Annotated in this window: 17 protein-coding genes and 1 pseudogene; 11 read left to right on the forward strand and 7 right to left on the reverse strand. The window is 69.6% G+C overall.

Annotation, left to right across the window (positions count from 1 at the left end):
• The 3 genes from ABZ319_RS11770 to ABZ319_RS11780 form a co-directional block, all read right to left on the reverse strand.
• Positions 1-930, reverse strand: a 930-nt coding sequence (locus ABZ319_RS11770) for a hypothetical protein (RefSeq protein ID WP_354986428.1), incomplete at its 3' end; no start/stop codon positions are given.
• Between the two features lie 5 nt (positions 931-935).
• A complete protein-coding gene (locus ABZ319_RS11775) occupies positions 936-1,955 on the reverse strand; it encodes a hypothetical protein (protein WP_354986339.1) in 1,020 nt (339 codons plus the stop codon).
• A gap of 277 nt (positions 1,956-2,232) precedes the next feature.
• Positions 2,233-3,459 carry a serpin family protein gene (locus tag ABZ319_RS11780; protein ID WP_354986340.1) on the reverse strand — a complete coding sequence of 409 codons (1,227 nt, stop codon included), beginning with the start codon at positions 3,457-3,459 and terminating at the stop codon, positions 2,233-2,235.
• Between the two features lie 84 nt (positions 3,460-3,543).
• Here ABZ319_RS11780 and ABZ319_RS11785 point away from each other — a divergent pair, with 84 nt between their 5' ends.
• The gene (locus tag ABZ319_RS11785; RefSeq protein ID WP_354986341.1) at positions 3,544-4,101 is read left to right on the forward strand and encodes a DUF4334 domain-containing protein; all 558 of its coding nucleotides are present in this window, start codon (positions 3,544-3,546) and stop codon (positions 4,099-4,101) included.
• A gap of 11 nt (positions 4,102-4,112) precedes the next feature.
• On the opposite strand, the gene ABZ319_RS11790 is transcribed toward ABZ319_RS11785, so the two are convergent.
• Complete coding sequence (locus tag ABZ319_RS11790; RefSeq protein WP_354986342.1) at positions 4,113-4,820, reverse strand: GntR family transcriptional regulator; 708 nt, start codon at positions 4,818-4,820, stop codon at positions 4,113-4,115.
• A 259-nt stretch (positions 4,821-5,079) separates the two neighbouring features.
• Here ABZ319_RS11790 and ABZ319_RS11795 point away from each other — a divergent pair, with 259 nt between their 5' ends.
• The 7 genes and pseudogenes from ABZ319_RS11795 (at position 5,080) to ABZ319_RS11825 (ending at position 14,562) form a co-directional block, all read left to right on the forward strand.
• Positions 5,080-6,000 carry an ABC transporter permease gene (locus ABZ319_RS11795; RefSeq protein WP_354986343.1) on the forward strand — a complete coding sequence of 307 codons (921 nt, stop codon included), beginning with the start codon at positions 5,080-5,082 and terminating at the stop codon, positions 5,998-6,000.
• On the forward strand, positions 5,997-6,902 hold the full coding sequence (locus tag ABZ319_RS11800) for an ABC transporter permease (protein WP_354986344.1): 906 nt from the start codon (positions 5,997-5,999) through the stop codon (positions 6,900-6,902). The genes ABZ319_RS11795 and ABZ319_RS11800 overlap by 4 nt, the downstream gene beginning before the upstream one ends.
• Positions 6,899-8,901: pseudogene (locus ABZ319_RS11805) on the forward strand (ABC transporter ATP-binding protein). The gene ABZ319_RS11800 and the pseudogene ABZ319_RS11805 overlap by 4 nt, the downstream one beginning before the upstream one ends.
• 30 nt (positions 8,902-8,931) lie before the next feature.
• Positions 8,932-10,461 (forward strand): ABC transporter substrate-binding protein, encoded by a 1,530-nt coding sequence (locus tag ABZ319_RS11810; RefSeq protein WP_354986345.1) that lies wholly within the window; start codon positions 8,932-8,934, stop codon positions 10,459-10,461.
• A 2-nt stretch (positions 10,462-10,463) separates the two neighbouring features.
• Positions 10,464-11,714 (forward strand): amidohydrolase family protein, encoded by a 1,251-nt coding sequence (locus tag ABZ319_RS11815; RefSeq protein ID WP_354986346.1) that lies wholly within the window; start codon positions 10,464-10,466, stop codon positions 11,712-11,714.
• Positions 11,711-13,183 carry a chlorohydrolase family protein gene (locus ABZ319_RS11820; protein WP_354986347.1) on the forward strand — a complete coding sequence of 491 codons (1,473 nt, stop codon included), beginning with the start codon at positions 11,711-11,713 and terminating at the stop codon, positions 13,181-13,183. Before ABZ319_RS11815 ends, ABZ319_RS11820 begins: the two co-directional genes overlap by 4 nt.
• A gap of 149 nt (positions 13,184-13,332) precedes the next feature.
• A complete protein-coding gene (locus ABZ319_RS11825) occupies positions 13,333-14,562 on the forward strand; it encodes an FAD-dependent oxidoreductase (protein ID WP_354986348.1) in 1,230 nt (409 codons plus the stop codon).
• Between the two features lie 34 nt (positions 14,563-14,596).
• Here ABZ319_RS11825 and ABZ319_RS11830 read toward each other — a convergent pair whose 3' ends face one another.
• Positions 14,597-15,484 (reverse strand): aldo/keto reductase, encoded by an 888-nt coding sequence (locus ABZ319_RS11830; RefSeq protein ID WP_354986349.1) that lies wholly within the window; start codon positions 15,482-15,484, stop codon positions 14,597-14,599.
• A 112-nt stretch (positions 15,485-15,596) separates the two neighbouring features.
• Positions 15,597-16,223: an alpha-ketoglutarate-dependent dioxygenase AlkB gene (locus ABZ319_RS11835; RefSeq protein WP_354986350.1), complete on the reverse strand. Its 627-nt coding sequence runs from the start codon at positions 16,221-16,223 to the stop codon at positions 15,597-15,599.
• A gap of 164 nt (positions 16,224-16,387) precedes the next feature.
• Between ABZ319_RS11835 and ABZ319_RS11840 the strand changes: the two genes are divergently transcribed.
• Positions 16,388-17,959 carry a hypothetical protein gene (locus ABZ319_RS11840; protein ID WP_354986351.1) on the forward strand — a complete coding sequence of 524 codons (1,572 nt, stop codon included), beginning with the start codon at positions 16,388-16,390 and terminating at the stop codon, positions 17,957-17,959.
• Positions 17,960-18,014: 55 nt separating this feature from the next.
• Positions 18,015-18,536: an AAA family ATPase gene (locus ABZ319_RS11845; RefSeq protein WP_354986352.1), complete on the forward strand. Its 522-nt coding sequence runs from the start codon at positions 18,015-18,017 to the stop codon at positions 18,534-18,536.
• On the opposite strand, the gene ABZ319_RS11850 is transcribed toward ABZ319_RS11845, so the two are convergent.
• Positions 18,517-18,723 (reverse strand): hypothetical protein, encoded by a 207-nt coding sequence (locus ABZ319_RS11850; RefSeq protein ID WP_354986353.1) that lies wholly within the window; start codon positions 18,721-18,723, stop codon positions 18,517-18,519. The two genes, ABZ319_RS11845 and ABZ319_RS11850, sit on opposite strands and share 20 nt — an antisense overlap.
• Positions 18,724-18,819: 96 nt before the next feature.
• On the opposite strand from ABZ319_RS11850, the gene ABZ319_RS11855 reads away from it, so the two are divergent.
• Positions 18,820-19,740 (forward strand): DMT family transporter, encoded by a 921-nt coding sequence (locus tag ABZ319_RS11855; RefSeq protein ID WP_354986354.1) that lies wholly within the window; start codon positions 18,820-18,822, stop codon positions 19,738-19,740.
• Positions 19,741-19,839: the final 99 nt, after the last annotated feature.

Below are 19,839 nucleotides of genomic sequence, written 5' to 3' on the forward strand. Positions count from 1 at the left end.
GCGCGGGCGCCGCGCCGCGCCGACCGGGGCCAGTGCCCTGCCGACGGCGTCCGCCGCGGTCCCGGATCCGATGTCGCGCAGATCCGCCAGTCCCGCACCGAGATCGACGCGATCCTCGCCGATGCCGATGGTCAGCGCGATGAGCTCGCACACGGCCGCCGGATCGTCCAGTCGCAGGAAGCGCTCACCGAGCAGCCGCTGCCAGTGCTCGCCGATCTCGGGATCGTTGTAGTAGCTGGACTGATTGGGCAGGATGTAGTGCACGTGCCAGCGGTCGGTGAGCTCGCGATAGACGGACTCGACGGAGATGTCCTGGTTCACCCTGTCCCCGATGACCTTCCGAATGTGCTTGCTCGCCAGGCGCGGCTTGTTCAGCTCGTCGCCGACGATGAACAGGTAACCCTTCTGCCCGCGCTTGTCCCAGGCGTCGGTGGCGGTGTGCCGGGCGATGAAATACGCCGCCAGCTCGTAGCTTTCGGACTTCTGCCCGCCGCCACCGCCCTCGAGCAGGATCAGCCGCAGCTGCTCGTCCATGCGGTTGTCGGACTCGAACTGCCCGACCTGCAACGGAACCCGGTCGGTGTCGGCGTCGCCGATGCCGCCGAACAGGATCTGCGGATCCTCGGCATAGCCCTTGCGCTGCAACAGCCCGTGCAGCTTGCCGAGCTTCTCCTGCATGATGCGCGGTACCAGGCCCATCGAGCCGGTCACGTCGAACAGCACCGCGATGGGCAGCGAGTTCCCGTGATCGTCGGAGTCGCGGCACTCGCGCACCGTCACCCCCTTGGGATCCAGGTCCGGGTGCGCCTTCCACTTGTCCCACGGCACCGAGGCCATGTCGGCGGTGTAGCCGAAGTCGTCGATGCCGCGCGCGGCGCGGAAGGTGCGGGCCGCGTCGTACGCGCTGTCGTCCCAACTGCCGTAACCCATGGTGATCACTGTCCTTTCGGTAGCTCGAAGGGCCGGAAGCGGCGCTGTCCGTAGAGCCGGTCGAGCAGGTCGTCGAATTCGCCGAGCAGGTCGGCGGCGTCGGGGCGCAATCGCGGATCGGACCCGCGGCACCCGGCGGCGAAGGTACGCATGGGCGCGGGCGCGCGGTCACCGAGCATGGTGAGCAGCAGCCCGTGCGCGAGGTGCACGTCGGTGGCGGGGGAGACCGCGTCGCGGATCTCCGGGGGATAGTCGAGCGCGCCGAGCGTGGCGGCGGCGGGTGCGCCGGGCCGGGTGGCGAAGGACCAGCCGGCCAGCACCACCCCGTGCTGCCGGGGATGGATGAGCACGTTCGCCGGGCTGATGGCGGTGTGCACCCAGCCGGCCAGCGCCGCGCCCGCCAGGCAGCGCAGCAGCCGCCGATGCATCCAGGCGTAGTCGCGCGGGTCGAGCCCGTTCGGGTAGGCGGCGCGAACCTGTTCCAGGGTCACGAAGCCCGTGGTGTGCGCGCCGAGTACGTTGATGGCCCGGTGCTCACCGGTCGCGGCGTCGCGATGGTCGACGGTGTCGATCAGTTCGGGGAAGTACGGCCGCAGCCACGCGTGCTCGGCTGCCACGGCGGCGATGTCCCGCAGGGCATTTCGCTCACCAGCGAGTAGGCGATTGGCCTGCGTGCGGCGCGGAATCTTCACGATCGAATCGGTTCCGCTGCGGTACAGATCGGCGACCGACCCGCGCGCGTGCAGTTCCCCGACCGCGTAGCTGCCGTACTTCCCGGCGAGCTCGATCGTCGCCGGAGCCACCGCCAGCCACTGCCGATACAGCTGCACGAGCCGGATGAACGCGTCCCCGGCGACGGCGGCCTCACCCGCGCCCGCCCGGTCCGGATGCACGGCCGCCGCCAGCCGGTGATACCGCCGCCGCCCGGCCTGCCGCCCCGCGGAATCGGTTGCGGCACTGCCGAAGAGGTCTTCGGGCCGCCGCGCCGCCCGAATCGTCTCCGCTGTGTCCCGAACCGTCGTCATACGTTTTAGGCTAGATGACTAAAACTAGAAGCGCCATCGATTTCGACAATTAATTGTCTATCGGACTAAAACGCCTGTGTCGGAGGTGGGCGATCATGCTCGGCAGGTGAAGTGGCCGGTGGTTGTCGCCGTGGCGTGCTGTGCACGGCGGTGCCGCCTCGCCGGAGACCGCGATCGGCCGCCGGAAGCACTCGAATCCGGTGGCCGACAAGGGCGTTGCGGAACCGGATCCACCGTCGTGGTCGACAGCCCCGCTTCCGGCCCCGCTGCGGGATGGCTACGAATCCTCGTGCTCGGCTCGGTTCACGTAGTGGGTGTACAGCGCCCGGAGGAATCTGCTGACCAGGTATTTCCTGGTGGTCGGGGGCTGTGCCACCCATCCCGCCACGACCACGAGCCCGGTCGGGCGATGTACCGCCAGGAACCCGAACGGGCGATCGAAGATCGCGGTGGTGACGCGGCTGCGGTGGGGTGGCACCTCCGGCTGGCCTGTCGCGAGCGCTCCCTCCAGAACGCTGACGGCGGCCGCTTCGAATCCCCTGGCGTCGAACCGGACGCGGACGTCCTGTGCGGCCCGGGACAGGTGGATGGGCTCCGGTGAGATGCCGGGAAAGTGGCCGCGGTCCCAGTTCGTCGCGGTTCGCAGCCCGAAGACGCCGGTGTGGTCGATCAGGTCGTGCGTGGCATGAATCTCGAAGGGAGGCAGCCAAATATCCAGCATGTCGCCGGGGGACCAGCTCCGCCTCTCGAACACCGCGAGCCCGGGGCCCTGGTCGGGCTGCGGGTTCGAGAGGATCCGAATCGTGCCTTCGAGTGCGGCGATTCCGGTCGCCAGTGCGTCGCCGGGCGAGCCTTCGCTCAGCAGCAGGTGCACGTCCATGTCCCGGGTTCCGTTGACGATCACGCGTGTGACCGGGTTCGTGCCCGCGAGCACGCCGACCACCGAGGTGTCGGTGCTCGTGCGTCGCAGCGCCGGACCGTTGTGACCGCGCCAGGGACCGTCCGTGACCAGCATGCCGTCCGGCCGGAAGGACTGCTGCCACGTCGTCTCGGCGAGCAGCGTCGTGGCGAGCAGCATGACGGTGGTGGGCTCGATCCGCAGCGGGAACGTGTCGATGGCGCCGTGGGTTCGCTCTTTTGCCCAGGTGTCCAGGGCCGCCTGGTCGGGGAGCGGGCCCGCGGTGCCCGCGGGCAGGCTGTGCAGCCAATCCTGATGCAGCGGAAGATCTCCCCGGAACCACGCGCCCACCGCGGACGAGACGGTTTCGGTGGAATCCAGATCGCGAAGCATGCGCAGCGCGGCCGCGTGTGCGTCCGCGGCGGGAATGCCTACGGCTCCGGCCAATTCGGAGCGTGCGGGCTCGTTGGCGGCCGCGGCGAGCACGGCCAGCAGCGGCCAGACGGCGCATCCCGACACCGTGAAGTCATCCGTGCCCGCCGCGGCGCACCAGCGGGCGGTGAGGCGGTTGGAGCCGTGGACGTGGGCGGACAGGGCGGTGAGCATCGGGTCAGCGTAGGGGGTATGCCGTATTCCGGCACTGAGATATTGTCTGGGAAATTGTGTCATCGACTCGGCTGGGAGGCTTGTATGGTCGCGGGTGAAGTGGAGTCGAAGGGCGCCGCGCGGTTGCGGGAGTTGCGGGGCGGGTGTACGCCCGAGCAGGCTTGGCAGCTCTTCGACAGTCTGCCCGCGGCGCGGGTGTCGGAGGTGACCACCGGGCGCTGGCGCGGCGACGAGCTCGACACCGGGCATCCGTGGGCCGGGGTATTGGTCGAATCCGGCTGGTACGGTAAGCAATTCGATGACGCCGATAGCGTGCAGCCGCTGTTGTTCGCGGGGCCGGACGGCCGGATCTTCCCGGTCGATCCGCGTAAGGCGCCGCTGTTCCTGGCGGGCAAGGTCCCGCTCGCCGCGCTGCGCCCGGTGCGCAAGTCCCTGAACGTCCTGCGCCCGTTGCTGGCCACTCGCACCCCGCGCGCCCGGCTGCGCGATCTGGAGTTCCGTGGAAAGTCGAGTGCGGCGATGATCTACGACCACCTGCCGATCATCGACATCTTCCGCAAGATCGATGCCGACACCCTGCTGGGCGTCATGGACATGCGCGGGATGCGCGATCCCTACTTCTTCGTGCTCTACCGCGACTAGCTCGGAAAGCTTTACGCCCCGGGTGATTCCGCCCCGGGGTGCCGCAGCGCGGTGACGATAGCCAGCGAGGGCGCGCGACCTCCTTCGGTATGGGTGAGCATGGCGTACTCCGCCATGCGCTCCTCGCCGGAGCAGATCGCCTCGATGAGGTGCCGGTGCTCGTCGAACTGGGCGCCGTCGTCCGTGCGCTGCGCGGTGATGTAGAAGAGCCAGGTCATACGGGCGAGAATGGTCCGCATGAGCTGGGTCAGCAGGGTGCTGCCCGCCACCTCCACGATCGCGCGGTGCAGGTCGACATTGGTTTCGGCGATGCGCAGCCGGTCGCCGGCCGCGCCCGCCGCTTCGGATTCGCGCAGCGCGGCCAGCAGCGGTGTCCGGTCGTGCCCCTGCCGGATCCGAGCGGCGGCGAGCCGGGCGGCCAGCGGTTCCAGCCCGATCCGGACGTCGAAGAGTTCCTCGACCGCGGTCCTGTCCCACGAGTGCACGACGGCGCTGCGCCGCGGCCGCGTGCTGACCATACCGTCGAATTCCAGCAGGGCCAGCGCCTCGCGCACCGGAAGCCGTGACGCGCCGAGGTTTTCGGCCAGCCGCGCCTCGGGCAATTTCTGCCCCTCGCCGTACGCGCCGGTGATGATGCCGCGGCGCAGATCCTCGTAGATCCGCCGGGTCTGGGTCGTGTCGTCGGCGACCGGCGGTACGGGGTTCAGATCACGGTGCACGGGTCCAGCCTAGCGTCGATCGCATTCGGTATGCCGAAAGATATATTCTTCGGCTCGAATCCACGGTATTGACAGGGTGGCCGACCACTCGCTAACGCGCGCACGCGGGCGCGGTTTCTATCCAAACGTTATTTGGCCAACACTCTTTCGATAGTTCACGCCCCGCGATCGTTCACCGTTCCGAAACACCCGGATCATGGTCCGGATACGGCTCGAACCAATTCTGTATACCGAATCGCAGATTTGAGGAGAGTCGAGCTTGGCCGTCTACCTAACGCGCCGCCTGATCCAGGCGGTGATCACCGTCTACGTCGTCGTTTCACTGGCTTTCGTGCTCGGACGGCTCACGGGCAGCCCGGCCGCGTCGCTCCTGCCCGAGACCGCGAGCCAGGCCGACATCGCCGCGCTCGACGCGAAACTCGGCTTCGACAAACCCCCGCTGACCCAGTACCTGGACTACCTGCGCGGGGTGTTCACCGGCGGATTCGGTGACTCCTACCGGCAGGAGGGCACCTCTTCGATGGCGCTGGTCCTGCAACGGCTGCCCGCCTCGCTGCAACTGGGCGTGGCCGGGTTCGTGCTCGGCATCGCACTGGCCTTCTGCGCGGTGCTGGCGGTGCACCTGAGCGGATTCTGGTCGCTGCGCGGCGTGCTGCTCGGCCTGGGCGCGGCCCGGCTCGCGGTGCCGGACTTCCTGTTCGGGCTGCTGCTGGTGCTGGTGTTCTCGGTGTCGCTGGGCTGGCTGCCGTCGCTGGCGGGGCCGAATCCGCTTTCGATCGTCATGCCGGCGGTGACCATCGCGACCGCGCAGTTCGTGGTTTACGCACGGCTGCTGGACAATTCGCTGACCACCGAGAGCTCGCAGGACTACGTCCGCACCGCCTACGCGCGCGGCGAACGCCGCTCGACGGTCATTCTCCGCGAAGTGCTGCCCAACGCGCTGCTGCCCGTGCTCACGGTCTCCGGCATCAACTTCGGCACCCTGCTGGGCGGATTGGTGATCGTCGAAACCGTCTTTGCCTGGCCGGGTCTCGGGCAACTGATGCTCGGTTCGGTGTTCAGCCGCGACTTCCCGGTGGTGCAGTCCGGGCTGATCGTCATCGCGACCATCTTCGTCGTCGTCAACCTCTGCGTCGACATCCTGTACGGCTTCCTCGATCCGAGAGCGAGAGTTCGATGATCCCCACGTCCGCCCGAGTCGGGCGCCTGCGCTCGGGGCGCACCATCACCGCGGGCATCGGCGGCGTGATGCTGCTGTCGGTCGTACTGTTCGCGCTGCTGTATCCGCTCACGCCCGGGTACGACCCCTACGCCCAAGAGCTTTCGGACGCCTTCACAAGACCCTTCGTCACCGCGCACTACCCCCTCGGCACCGATTCGCTCGGCCGTGATCTGGCCAGCAGGCTGGCGCTCGCCGGGCGTATCACCCTCGGCCTGGTCGTGGTGATCGTGCTGGTGAACGCGGTGATCGGCGTTCTCATCGGCACCGTTTCGGGCTACTTCCGCGGGCCGCTGGACAACCTGCTCATGGGCATCGCCGATGTGCAGCTCGCGGTGCCGATCAGCCTGATCATCATGGCGCTCTCGGCGATTCGCGGTCCGAGCGTCCTGCTCATGGCCACGATCCTCGGGGTGACCTTCTGGGTGGGATACGCCCGGGTGAGTCGATCGGTGGCCCTCGGCCTGGCCGCGCGGGACTTCGTCATCGCGCCGCGGCTGCTCGGCGCGCGGCCGGGGTGGGTGATGCGCAAGCACATCCTGCCGCACGCGCTGGTGCCCGCCGGAATTCTGGCGACGGCCGACCTGGGCAACGTGATGATCATGATCTCGTCCTTCGACTATCTGGGTCTCGGGGTCCAACCACCAACGCCCAGTTGGGGACTCATGATCACCGACGGCCAGAAGTACGTGCGGCAGGCGCCGTATCTGACGATCGTCCCCGCCGTCGCCCTGCTGCTGGTGATCGCCGGAACCCTGCTGATCAGCCAGCGTTTCACCGCACAGGAGCCGGGACTGCGCCGCACCACGCGCGCACCGCGAGCCCGGCGGACGACCCCGCGCGCGAAGGCGGTGGCGGCGTGAGGTTGTCGACACCGGTCGAGAAGACCGCGCCGCTACTCGAGATCACCGACCTCACCGTCGGCTATACCGGCGCGGACGGGAATCGGGTGGTCCTGGTGGACTCGGTCAGCCTGCGTGTGGACCCGGGCGAAGTCCTCTGCCTGGTAGGCGAATCCGGGTCCGGCAAGTCCGTGACCATGCTCGCGGTGCTGGGCCTGCTCGCGCCGCCGCTGACGGTGTTCTCCGGCAGCGTGCGCTATCGCGGGCGAGAACTCGTGGGCGCGGATGACGAGAGCCTGCGGCGGCTGCGCGGGTCGGAGCTGGGCATGATCTTCCAGGACCCGATGACCTCCCTCAACCCGGTGCGCCGGGTCGGCGTCCAGATCGAGCGGGCGCTGGCGGTCCATCAGCGCATGGACGCGCGCTCGCGCCGGCGCAAGGTGATCGAACTGCTTGCGGCGGTGGGGATTCCCCAGCCGCAGGAGCGCTCCCGGGCGTACCCGCACGAATGGTCCGGCGGGATGCGCCAGCGCGCGATGATCGCCATGGCGATGGCCAACGATCCGGATGTCCTGATCGCCGACGAACCGACCACCGCGCTCGATGTCACCATCCAGGCCCAGCTGATGGAGGTGCTCGCTGCCGCGCGCGAACGCAGCGGGGCCGCCATGGTGCTGATCACGCACGATCTGGGTCTCGTCGCCCAGCACGCGGATCGCGTCGCCATCATGTACGCGGGCCGCGTGGTCGAAACCGGCACGGTCCGGCAGATATTCGATGACGCCGCGCACCCGTACACGCGCGGACTACAGCGCGGCCTGCTGGGACAGCACGCGACCGAGCCCGGCGCGCGCGCCTACGCCATTCCCGGATCGCCCCCGCCGCCGACCGCCCGGCCCGCGGGCTGCGGCTTCGCGCCGCGCTGCGAGTTCTCCGGCAAGGAGCACGCGTGCGCCGCGGCGCCCCCGGCCCTCGTGCCGTTCGGGGCGAACCGCTCGCTGGCCTGCCCGCCCGCGGTCGCGGCGAGCCTGACCGGACAGGACGTACCGGCATGACCGCCACCGCCTATGACGAGGTGATCCAGGTCGAAGACCTGGCGGTGACCTTCACCAGCCGCCGGGGACTGCGGGCCAAGCGCACACTGCGCGCACTCGACGGCATCACCTTCGGGGTGCGGCGCGGCGAAACCTTCGGTCTCGTAGGCGAATCCGGCGGCGGAAAGTCCACGCTGGTACGCACGCTCTTCGGCATCAACACACCCGACGCCGGACGAATCCGGATTCTGGGGCAGGACCTGGGGACGCTGCGGGCGCGAGATCGCCGCGCCCTGCGGAACCGGGTGCAGCTGGTGTTCCAGGACCCGTATTCGGCCCTCGATCCGCGCATGACCGCGCACGACATCGTCGCCGAACCGCTGCGCATCGCCGGCGGTTACACCCCGGCGCGGGTCCTCGAGCTGCTGGATCAGGTCGGCCTCACCGCGGACGCGCTGACCCGCCGCCCGGCCGAGTTCTCCGGCGGCCAGCGCCAGCGGCTCGGAATCGCCCGGGCGCTGGCGCTGGAGCCGGAGGTGCTGGTGCTCGACGAACCGGTCTCCGCGCTCGACGCCTCGGTCCAGGCGCAGGTGATCAATCTGCTCCAGGACCTGCAGGAGCGGCTGGGCCTGTCCTACCTCTTCATCGCACACGACCTGTCGGTGGTGCGGCATCTGGCCGACCGGGTCGCGGTCATGCACCTGGGCAAGCTGGTGGAGATCGGGGCGACCGAGGACGTCTTCACCACGCCCCGGCATCCCTACACGCGCGCACTCATCGCCTCGGCTCCGGTGCCCGATCCGCATGTGCGCGAACGGACCTCGGTCCTGGTACGCGGTGAGATGCCCGATGCGGCGAATCCGCCGAGCGGCTGTTCGTTCCGCACCCGCTGCCCCCTGGCCCGGCCGCACTGCGCGCACGCCGCGCCGCCGCTCACTCCCGTCGGGGCCGCCGAGCACACGGTGGCCTGCCACTTTCCCCTCTGACACCGGTAAGCCCCCATCCGAAGGAAATCAATGAGAGTCACCAGATCCACCGTCATAGCGGGCGTAACCGCGCTCACCGCAGCGACTTTCGTACTGAGCGGGTGTTCGCCCGCCGGTCTGGAGGGCGACTCGGCCAATGCCATCGTCGTCGGCGCAGTCGCCGAGCCCGAGAAGGTGCCGGACCCGATCGTGGACGGCTCACTCGCGGGCTACAACTACTACTTCGCCACCTTCGACCAACTCGCCCGGTTCGACGCGGCCGGCCGGATCACCCCGCTGCTGGCCACGAAGTGGGAGGCCAACGCCGATTTCACGCGGTGGACCTTCACCATTCGCGACGACGCGAAGTTCCAGAACGGCGAACCGGTGCGAGCCTCGGACGTGGCCTTCACCTACAACACCATCAAGGCGACGCCGACCGGTGACCCGGCCTCCTACATGGAGATGTTCGAGAAGGCCGCCGTCGGGCCGGGGAACACCGTCGAGTTCACCCTCAATGCCGCCTACTCCGCGTGGCCGACCATCGTCACCGGCGTCTCGATCGTGCCCGAAAGCGTCTACACCGCACTGGGTTCCGCCGGCTTCGCGGCGGCGCCGGTCGGATCCGGGCCGTTCATGTTCGACCATTACACGCGCGGCGTCGAATACGTGGTCACGCGCAATCCGAACTACTGGGGCACCCCAGCGACCGTGGACAAGGTGACCTTCAAGACCGTGGGCGACGCCGACGCCCGCCTCAACGGCGTGCAGTCGGGCAGCCTGGACGTGGCACTCATCGCGCCGAATCAGGTGGCGGCGGTGTCGGGCGCGTCGAATGTCTCCGTGCAGTCCGGGGTGTCGAACGGGGTCACCTTCCTGGGCATGAACTCGAGCGCCGGGCCGCTGGCGAATCCGAAGGTGCGCCAGGCGATCGCGCTGGCGATCGATCGCGGCAGCCTGGTGCAGAACGTGCTCGCCGGCAAGGCCAAGGTCGACAATCAACTGGTCGCCGAGAACGTCGGCGGCTACAACCCGGCCTATCCGCAGGCGGTCCACGATCCGGCCAGAGCCAAACAGCTGCTCGCCGAATCCGGGTACACCGGTCAGCCGATTTCCTTCCAGTACGCGAACAACGGCCGCATTCCGCTCAGTTCCGAAATCGCGCAGGCGATTCAGGGCGACCTCGCGAAAGTGGGCATCACCGTCACGCTCAACGGCACCGACCAGGGCAGCTTCTCTCAGATCATCTACGGCACCAAATCCGCCGCCGGACTGTATCTGAACACCTACGCCCCCTCCACCATGGACGGCGACGCACCCGTGTCCTCCATGTTCGGCGGTCAGCAGAACGACTACGCCATGCTGCCGGCCACCAAGGCGCTCGTCGCCAAGACCCGCACCGTGGGCGGTCAGGCCCGAATCGACGCCTACAGCGAACTTTTCGCGATGAACGACGCCCAGGCGCTGCTGATCGGGCTGTACACCCCGGACACCAGTTACGCGGTCGATCCCGAGCTGAACTGGACGCCGCGGGCCGACGGCATGATCACCGTGGACGCAGCGACCTTCGGAAAGGACTGACGGTGAGCACCCTGCGCATCGCCAATGTGCGGCCCTGGGGCGGGGACGCGGTGGACGTCCTCGTCGAGAACGGCGTGGTCGTCAAGGTTTCCGCGATGGAACCCTTCGGCGCGGCCGACGCCCTGGACGATCGGCTCGCGGGCGACGGGCGACTGATACTGCCCGCGCTCTCGGACGCGCACCTGCATCTGGACTCCAGCTGTCTCGGTCTCCCGTTCCGGGCCGCCACCGGCGAGCCGGGACGCTGGGGCCGGATCATGAACGATCGCGAGAACTGGCGTTCGGCCGATCGTTCGGTCGCCGAGCGCGCCACCTTCACCCTGGCGACGGCGATTGCCAACGGGGCCACCCGAATTCGCTCGCACGCGCAGATCGACGCCGATTCCGGGCTCGAGAAGTTCGAGGGCGTGCTGGCGGCGCGGGAGCGGTACGCCGATGTCGCCGACGTGCAGATCGTGGCCTTCCCGCAGGTCGGGATTCTGCTGGAACCCGGTGTGGTGGATCTGCTGGACGCCGCGCTGCGCTCGGGGGCGGATCTCATCGGCGGCATCGACCCGTGCGAAATCGACCGCGATCCGGTGCGGCACCTGGACGCGGTGTTCGCGCTCGCCGAACGGCATCGGGCCGGGGTCGATATTCATCTCCACGAAGCCGGTGAACTCGGTTTGTTCACCCTGTCGCTCATCCTGGAACGGGTCGAGGCGCTGGGAATGCAGGGGCAGGTGACCATTTCGCACGCCCGCTGCCTGGCGAGCGGACTGCCCGCGGTGCCCGCCGCGATCGCCCGGCTCGCCGCGAACGAGGTGGCGATCACCCATGCGGCGGGCTCGAAGGGCTGGGAGTTGCCGCTGCTGGACCTGGCGGCGGCCGGGGTGCGGGTCGGGGTCGGCATGGACGGGCAACGGGACTACTGGTCGCCGTACGGCAACGGCGACATGCTCGACCGCGCCTGGCAATTGGCGTTCGTCCAGGGCTACGCCGCCGACCGGGAGGTGGAACACGCACTCGCCGTGGCCACCTGGGGCGGCGCCGGCGTCATCGACCGCGGGCTGCGCGCCCTCGACGGGCTCGGCGCGCATCCCGGTTTCGAGCCGGGCGATCCCGCCGAGTTCGTGCTCATGGATTCGATCAGTCCCACCGCCGCGGTCATGGATCGCCCGCGCGAGCGCACGGTGATCCACCGGGGCGCGATCGTGTCGGTCGACACGGCGCTGGACGGGTTCGAGATTCCGGGCAGATGGGGGTTGAAGTGACTGTGCGACGGGCTATTCGCGCACGGCACGTGCTCGGCCACGAGGCGGGCGGGCACGTGCTGCTCCGGGACGCGGAGGTGGTCGTCGAGGGGACGCGCATCGTGTCGGTGGGTCCGCCCGGCGCGGCCGGAGCCGACGAGATCATCGACCTCGGCGCGGCCGTGCTCGTACCCGGACTCGTCGATCTCGACGCGCTGACCGACATCGACCACACGATTCTCGATTCCTGGCAGTCCCCGGAACTCGGTCTGGGACTGCAGTGGTCGCGCGACTACGCCGCACACCGGCGGCGCGCGGTCTTCGACGCCGAGGAGCGCGCCTTCATCCGCGAGTACGGGTTCGTGCAACTGCTGCTGCACGGGGTGACCACCGCCATGCCCATCGCCTCGGAGGTGCACAGCGACTGGGCCGAGACCTTCGAGGACGCGGTCGCCATGGCGGAAGCGGCCGAGCGGCTCGGGATTCGGGTGTACCTGGGGCCGAGTTACCGGTCCGGGGTCAACGTCGTGGACGCCGACGGCGCTCGGACCGTCTATTGGGACGAGGCGCTGGGAATCGACGGATTCGACGGCGCCGCAAAGTTTCTCGGCTGGGCCGCAGATCGGGAATCGGATCTCGTGCACGGGGCGCTGCTGCCGTGCCGCATCGAGACCCTGAGCGAGGATCTCCTGCGCAAGACCGCGGCCCTGGCCGCCGAATCCGGGGTGCTCGTGCGACTGCACGCGCTGCAGGGGTTGCACGAGCGTGCGCTGGTGCTCGAGCGGTTCGGCGCGCCGCCGCTGCGGGTGCTACGCGACACCGGGCTGCTGGGGCCCAACCTGCTGATACCGCACGGGATCTACGTCGATTCGAACCCGCACGTCGACTCCGACCTCGACGAAGACGTGGCGGCGCTGGCCGCGTCCGGGGCGACCGTCATCCACTGTCCCCTCACCCTGGCCAGGCACGGTTCGGCCCTGGACAGTTTCGGGCGATACCTGGCGGCGGGCGTCGCCCTGGCGCTGGGCACCGACTCGTTCCCGCCGGATCTGGTGCGCGGCATGGACATCGGCGTCACCGTGGCCAAAATCCTGGCGCACCGCCCGGACGCCGCCACCTACGGCGACTACTTCTCGGCCGCGACGCTGGGCGGTGCGGCGGCCCTGGGCCGCGCCGACCTGGGCCGAATCGAGCCCGGAGCCACCGCCGACCTGGTCGCCTTCGAGCTCGGCGACCCGCTCGACGGCGTCCACGACGACCCGATCCGCACCCTGTGTATGAACAGCACCGCCCGCGCGGCCCGGTTCTCGATGATCGCCGGCCGGGTCGTCATGCGGGACGGCGTGATTCCGGGAATCGATCTGCCCGCCATGACCCGGCGGGCCCAGCGGCTGTTCGAGCGAATGCGGGCGGCCTACTCGGAACGGGACTACCTGCGCCGCAGCGCCGACGAGCTGTTCCCCGCGTCGTTCCCGATCCGGAGGGTCTAGGCCATGATCGTCCAGGACGGATCCGATTCATCGGCTCGCGCCGTGCTCGGCGACCGGCGTGCGCCGCCCCCGAACCGGCTCGGCGCCGGGGGGATTCGGCCTACCATCGACAGTGGTCGAAGCCCGATAGTCGCGCGGGAGGTTGCCCGATGGAAGAAACGACCTGTCTCGTCGCCGGTGGGGGTCCGGCGGGGATGATCCTGGGGCTGCTGCTGGCCCGCGCCGGGGTCGAGGTCACCGTGCTGGAGAAACACGGCGACTTCCTGCGGGACTTCCGGGGCGACACCGTGCATCCCACCACGCTCGACCTGCTCGACGAACTCGGTCTCATGGACGAATTCGCCAAACTGCCTCAGCGGCGCATGAATTCGGTGCAGCTGCCCATCGGCGGAAAGATGCAGACCCTGGCCACCTTCGACCGCATCCCCGGGCGGCGCAAGTACATCGCCATGGTGCCGCAGTGGGATCTGCTGGATCTGCTCGCCCGTGCGGGCGATCTCGAACCCACCTTCCGGCTTCGAATGAACACCGAGGTCACCGCGCCCCTGCGGGAGAACGGCCGCATCGCGGGCGTGCACTACCGCACGAAAGACGGTGCCACCGGCGAGACTCGAGCCGACCTGGTGGTCGCGTGCGACGGCCGCGGCTCGATCCTGCGCGCGGCGGCCGGTCTGGGTACCCGGCGCTGGGCCACGCCGTTCGACGTGTGGTGGTTCGCGATCCCGCGCAACGGCACCGATCCGGCGGGTGCGGTACCGGTGCTGACCGCCGATCGCGTCGCGATCATGCTCGACCGCGGCGACTACTGGCAGTGCGCGGTGCTGCTGGCCAAGAACGCCGACGCGACACTGCGGGAACGGCCGGTGGGGGAGGTCCTGCGCGATATGGCCGCGGTCGTGCCGTGGCTGCTGGACCGGGTCGACGCCGTGCGGGACTGGGACGAGGTGAAACTACTCGACGTGCAATTGGATCGCCTCGACCGCTGGTACACCGACGGCCTGCTCTGCATAGGCGATGCGGCACATGCCATGTCGCCGGTCGGCGGAGTCGGGATCAACCTCGCGGTCCAGGACGCGGTGGCTGCGGCGCGCATTCTCGCGCCGCAACTGCTGGCCCGCCGGGTGCGGCCCGCCGATCTGGCCCGGGTGCAGCGCCGCCGGACGCTGCCGACGGTCCTGACCCAGACCATGCAGCGCACCGCGCACGCCCGGATCATCGGCCCGGCGGTGCGCGGCGAACTCAATGTCTCCAACGCCGAGCGCGCGAATCTGGCGCTGCGCGTGTTCCGCCGGATTCCGATTCTGCGGAGCCTGCCGCCGTTCCTGGTGGCGCGCGGGGTGCTGCCCGAGCACGCTCCGGAATTCGCGCGCCGCCCCTGAACCCCGGGGCGGTGCGCGACATGGACTGCGCCGCTCAGGCGGGAACCGCCGCCGCGCCCACCGCGGACAGGCGGTCGAACTGCTCGGCGGAGAGCCGAACCTGCGCCGCGGCCGTGTTCTCGGCCAGATGCTCGATCGAGGTGGTGCCCGGAATCGGCAGGATGACGGGGGAGCGGTGCAGCAGCCAGGCCAGGGCGGTCTGCGCCGGGGTCGCGCCGATCTCGGCCGCCACCTCCGCCAGCGGGCTGTCCGCGGCGGCGTGCGAACCACCGGCCACCGGGAAGAACGGTATGAACGCGATGCCTTGGGCCGCAGCGTAATCCACGACGTCTTCGTGCTGACGCGCGCCGAGATTGTAGAGATTCTGCACGGCGGCGATCGGGGTGATCTCCGCCGCTTCGCGCAACTGCCCGACCGAGACCTCGGACAGGCCGATGTGCCGGACCTTGCCCTCCTCGACCAGTTGCCGCAGTGCGCCGATCTGATCGGCCAGTGGCACAGCGGGATCGACGCGATGCAGCTGCAGCAGGTCGATGCGGTCCACCCGCAGTCGCCGCAGGCTCAGTTCGGCCTGCTGGCGCAGATACGCGGGATGCCCGATCGGGACCCATTCGGTCGGCGACGGGCGGGCCACGCCCACCTTGGTCGCGATCACCACGTCGTCGCGGTAGGGGTGCAGGGCCTCGGCCACCAGGGCCTCGTTCTCACCGAGCGCGTACGAGTCGGCCGTGTCGAACAGGGTGATTCCCAGCTCCGCCGCGCGCCGCAGCACCGCGATCGCCGCGTCCCGATCGCGCGGGGCCCGCCAGATGTGTCCCGCGCCCGCGTCGAAACCGGGTTCGGGAGCCGCCGCCAATCGCATGGTGCCGTAACCGATCCGGCCTACGGGAAGATCGCCACCGAGCTCGAAAGTTGAAGCCATTGCCCATCACTCCTCACGCACCGCGTATCGACTGTCGCGATTCGGGGGAACTGCGGGGCCGTGGCATTCATTCCCGGGTGCGCGCCGGCCGGCGGGCGGGCGGGCGGTGCGGTCACCACACGCCGCGGGCGCGGAACTGGATGCTGATCCGGGGTCCTACGGGGCGGCGGGTTTTCGGGATCGCGTGCTCCCAGGTGCGCTGGCAGGAGCCGCCCATGACCACCAGATCGCCGTGGCCCAGGGCGAATCGCAGACTCTCCCCGCCGCCGCGCGGGCGCAGCGCCAGCGCGCGGGCCGCGCCCACCGACACGATCGCCACCATCGTGTCCTCGGTGGCGCCACGCCCGAAGGTGTCGCCGTGCCAGGCCACGCTGTCGTTGCCGTCGCGGTAGTAGCAGAGACCGGCCGAGACGAAGGGCTCGCCCAGTTCGTCGCGATAGTGCGTGCTCAGGGCCTGCCGGGCCTCGACCAGCACCGGGTCCGGGAGCGGATCGCCCTCGCGGTACGAGAACAGCAGGCGGGGGACGTCGACCACGCGGTCGTACATGGTGCGCCGGTCGGTGCGCCAGGGCACCGCGGCGGCGAGCTGTTCGAAGAGCTGATCGGCGCCGGTGAGCCAGCCGGGCAGCACGTCCACCCAGGCCCCGGCGGTCAGTTCGGTGCGGCGCACGCCGGTCAGCGGGCCGACGCCCATCTCCCCGAATCCATCGAGCAGGGAACCCTGCAGCGGCAGCGACATGCCATCAACGTAGCAGAGATCGAACAACTGTTCGAGATGGGTTCGCTGCCGTGTCGCTCGGGTTCGCTGCTGTGTCGCTGAACCGAATCGCGGTGCCGGCGGGGATAGGCTCCGGCGGGCGTGCCGGGGCCGGACGCGGACATTCGATCGGAGTCGGGAGTTTCATGATGGGTCACTCGGTGCGCACGTCGCTGCTGATCGCCGTCGCCTGTGCCGCGGCCGGGGTGTCCGGTGTTCCGGCGGCGTCGGCGGACGAGCCGTTGAGCTGCGTGCCCGCGATCGGGACGCTGCAGATCCTGCCGCCGCTGCCGGGGCTGTTCCTGCCGCTGCCCACGCCCGGCGGGCTCGCGGAGTTCGACACGCTCGCACTCGCCCCGGCCGGGATGAGCTTCCCGCCCGCCATCGAATTCCGGGACTACACGCAGGGATTCAACGACTATGTCGACGTGGTGCTGCGCGACGGCGCGCTGTACGTGCGGCCCCGGGCCTCGAACGACCCGTGGCGCAAGGTGACAACGCCCGGTTGCCTCGACGGCGGGATCGAGGCGATCTCGGTGAACGGCAACATGCTCGTCGCGATCGACGCGCGGGGGTGGATCTACTCGCTGGACAACCTGCTGTCCGGGCCGCTGCTGTGGAATTGGACGCACTCCTACGGCGGGCCGATCTGGCTGTGGCCGGGGATGAAAATCCCCGGCTCGGAATCGGATTCGATCTCATCGAACCGGTGGGCGCTGAGTCATCGGATGTCCGGCAGTTTCGTCGACGCCGCGGGGTACAGGCACCCGCTCACCGCGGGGCTGGTGCAGATCGTCAGTCTGACCGGCGACGGTTCGCGGATCACCTATCAGGATCCCTGGCTCCCGGCCGATCTCAGCTACGAGATCGGCGGACCCGTGGGCGGGCGTTTCATCGGCGAATCGCTGTCGGTCTCCGGATCGGTCACGGTGGTCATGAATCGCTACGGCGACATCTACTCCCGCGAATACGATCTGGATCTGGCCGGGGCGAACCACATTCCGGGCCGCTACACCTGGCAACCGCAGGGCGACAAGCCTTCCGCGCCGAACCAGCTGGCCGAACGCCTCGATCCTCGGTTCGCCGCGATCTCCCTGCCCGCCGCCGACTGGCGGCATCAGCCGAAGGTGCCCGGCGAGATCACCTCCCGGCTGTCCATCCAAGACAGCGGTCCCGCGGTGGAAGACCGGGTCCTGGTGGTGGAGGGCCGATCCGGGGGCAACACCGGGTTCTGGTCCAAGCCCCTCTACGCCGACTCCTGGCAGTTCACCGCCACGGGTCAGCCCCTCCAGCAAGCGTTGCTCCCCGCCGACCCCCGCGTCGACCAATCCGCCCTGACCCTGGCCCCCGAGGTGGACCTCTCCTTCGCGGGCTCCCTGCCCGCCGGCTGGACCCTGACCCTCGACCACTTCGACTGGGCCCAAACCGAACACGCCGTGACCCTGACCTCCCCCTCGAATCGCACCTACCCCGTGCGCCTCTACACGACCGACGAGCTCCGCCTCCTCCCGCGCGCCCCCGGCCTCGACGACACTCCCCGCGGCCTCGAAAGCGCCCTGGACCTGCGCCCCGCGAACCCCTTCGCCCCCGAGAACACCGAACTGGCCGACTACATCCGCACCCACCTGAACAACCAGCAGATCTACGAACTGAAAATCCAAGCGACCCGATCCCGCCTGTACCTGGAGACCCTGAACGCGACCCTGCCCCGGATCTGATCCGCTACCGGGCACGCTCGGTCAGAATGCCCACGTGCCCGTAGAAAATGCTCCGGTGGACAAACTTCTGGTCCTGGTGAACGGCCTGCCCGGCTCGGGCAAGTCGACGCTGTCCCGGGCGCTGGCGGCGCGGTTGCACGCGGAACTGCTGTCCAAGGACGCCATCAAGGAGGCACTGGCGTCCTGCGTCGACGACGAGGCGATGTTCCCCGCCCTCGGCGGAATAGCGATGGACACCCTCTGGTCGCTGGCCGCCTCCACCCCGCGGCATGTCGTGGCTGACTCCTGGTGGTTCGCCCCCCGCGACCGCGCCCACGCGGCGGCAGGCATAGCCCGAGTCGCCGCGCCCCACACCCTCGAACTCTGGTGCGCCGTCCCACCCGAGGTGGCGAGGACCCGATACGCCACCCGGGTCCGGCCGCCGCTACACCGGGATGCCGACCGCTTGCTCACCGACTGGCCCCGATGGTCCCGCGAGGCCGAGCCCCTGTCCCTGACCCCGGTGCTCGAGGTCGACACCACCGGTCCCGTCGACATCGCAGCGTTGTCGGCACGGATCATCGGGCAGGGTGGGTGATCGGGTCGCCGCCGACCGGTCGTGCGCGGCTTCGCATGTCGGCAAGACGAAGCAGAATCGGCGTCGAAAGCCGGTCTTCGCCAAGGGGTTCGATGCCGATGGTCACCTCGGCGGCGAACGATGGCACCGTGAGAATCGCTGCTTTCCCGTTGCCGGAATGAGTCCGCCCGCCGGAACCACCGGACATTCGGAGCCCTCCGCCGCCCGGACGACGGCCGCGTCGGGAGCGCGCGGTGTGCGGGTAGTGGAGGCGCGAGATCGATTCCGTGCCTAGAGTTCGGTTGTGGCAGCGGGATGGCGCTCGATCGGCTTGCTCTGCCTGGCAACGACTCTGTGGGGGGCCTCGAGCGCGGTATTGGCATTGATAGGGGCGGGTGTCGGCGCGACCGCACCGGTCGCGGCGGGCGGTGCGGTGGTGTTGATCGGCCTGGCCGCGGTGTGCGGTGATCGGCCGTGGCGGGTCTTCGCGGCCGATCGGCGCTTCTATCTGCTGTTGGGTGTGCTCGAGGCAGCCAACCTGGGGCTGTATCTGGCGGCGTTGCGGCTCGGTCCGCTACCGGTGGTCGTCGCGTTGCATCTGACAGCGCCCGTGTTGATCATCCTTGCCCGGATCGTGCGGGGACGCTTGCCGATAACGCTGTCCGTGTTCCTCGAACTGGCGCTTGTCGGAGCCGGCATCGTCCTGGTCGGGGCGGCTCGCACCGGCGGATCCGCGCCGAGCGCGGCGCTGATCGGGTGCCTGCTGGCGGTGGGCAGCGCGGCCTGTGTCGCGGGCCTGATAGTGCTGGTCGCCGCGAATTCCGCCGCGCAGCCGACGGTTTCCGCGGCGGGATCGCAACTGGGGGTCGCGGCGGTGTTCGCCGCGCCCCTGGCTGTCGCCGCTCCACCCCCGAACACGGCGGTGCTCGCGCTACTGGCCACCGGCGCGCTTCTGCTCGGCCCCGGATTCGCCTGCTACTGGTGGGCTCTGCGTACGGCCGACGCGACGACGGCGGGGATCATCGGTCTCAACGAAGCGGTGGTCGCCTCCTTGCTCGGGGCGGTGCTGGCCGGCACCCGGCTCACTCCCGCCGCGCTGGCGGGCGGAGCGCTGGTCCTGGGGGCGGTGGCGGTGCAGAACAGGTTCGCGCCGGCGATCGACGGCGGGTGGGAGCGCATATCGAGATCGCTGCGAACAGGAAAGCGCCGGCCGCCGCCGAGCTGACGAGATACCGGACCGCCGCACGGGGTCGGCGGAACCGAAGAGGGGTGGGATGGCGTCGGACTCGCCGGTCAGTGGGGGCTGCCGCGCCCGCAGGGAGGG

The organism is Nocardia sp. NPDC005978, assembly GCF_040614455.1.
Lineage (GTDB): Bacteria > Actinomycetota > Actinomycetes > Mycobacteriales > Mycobacteriaceae > Nocardia.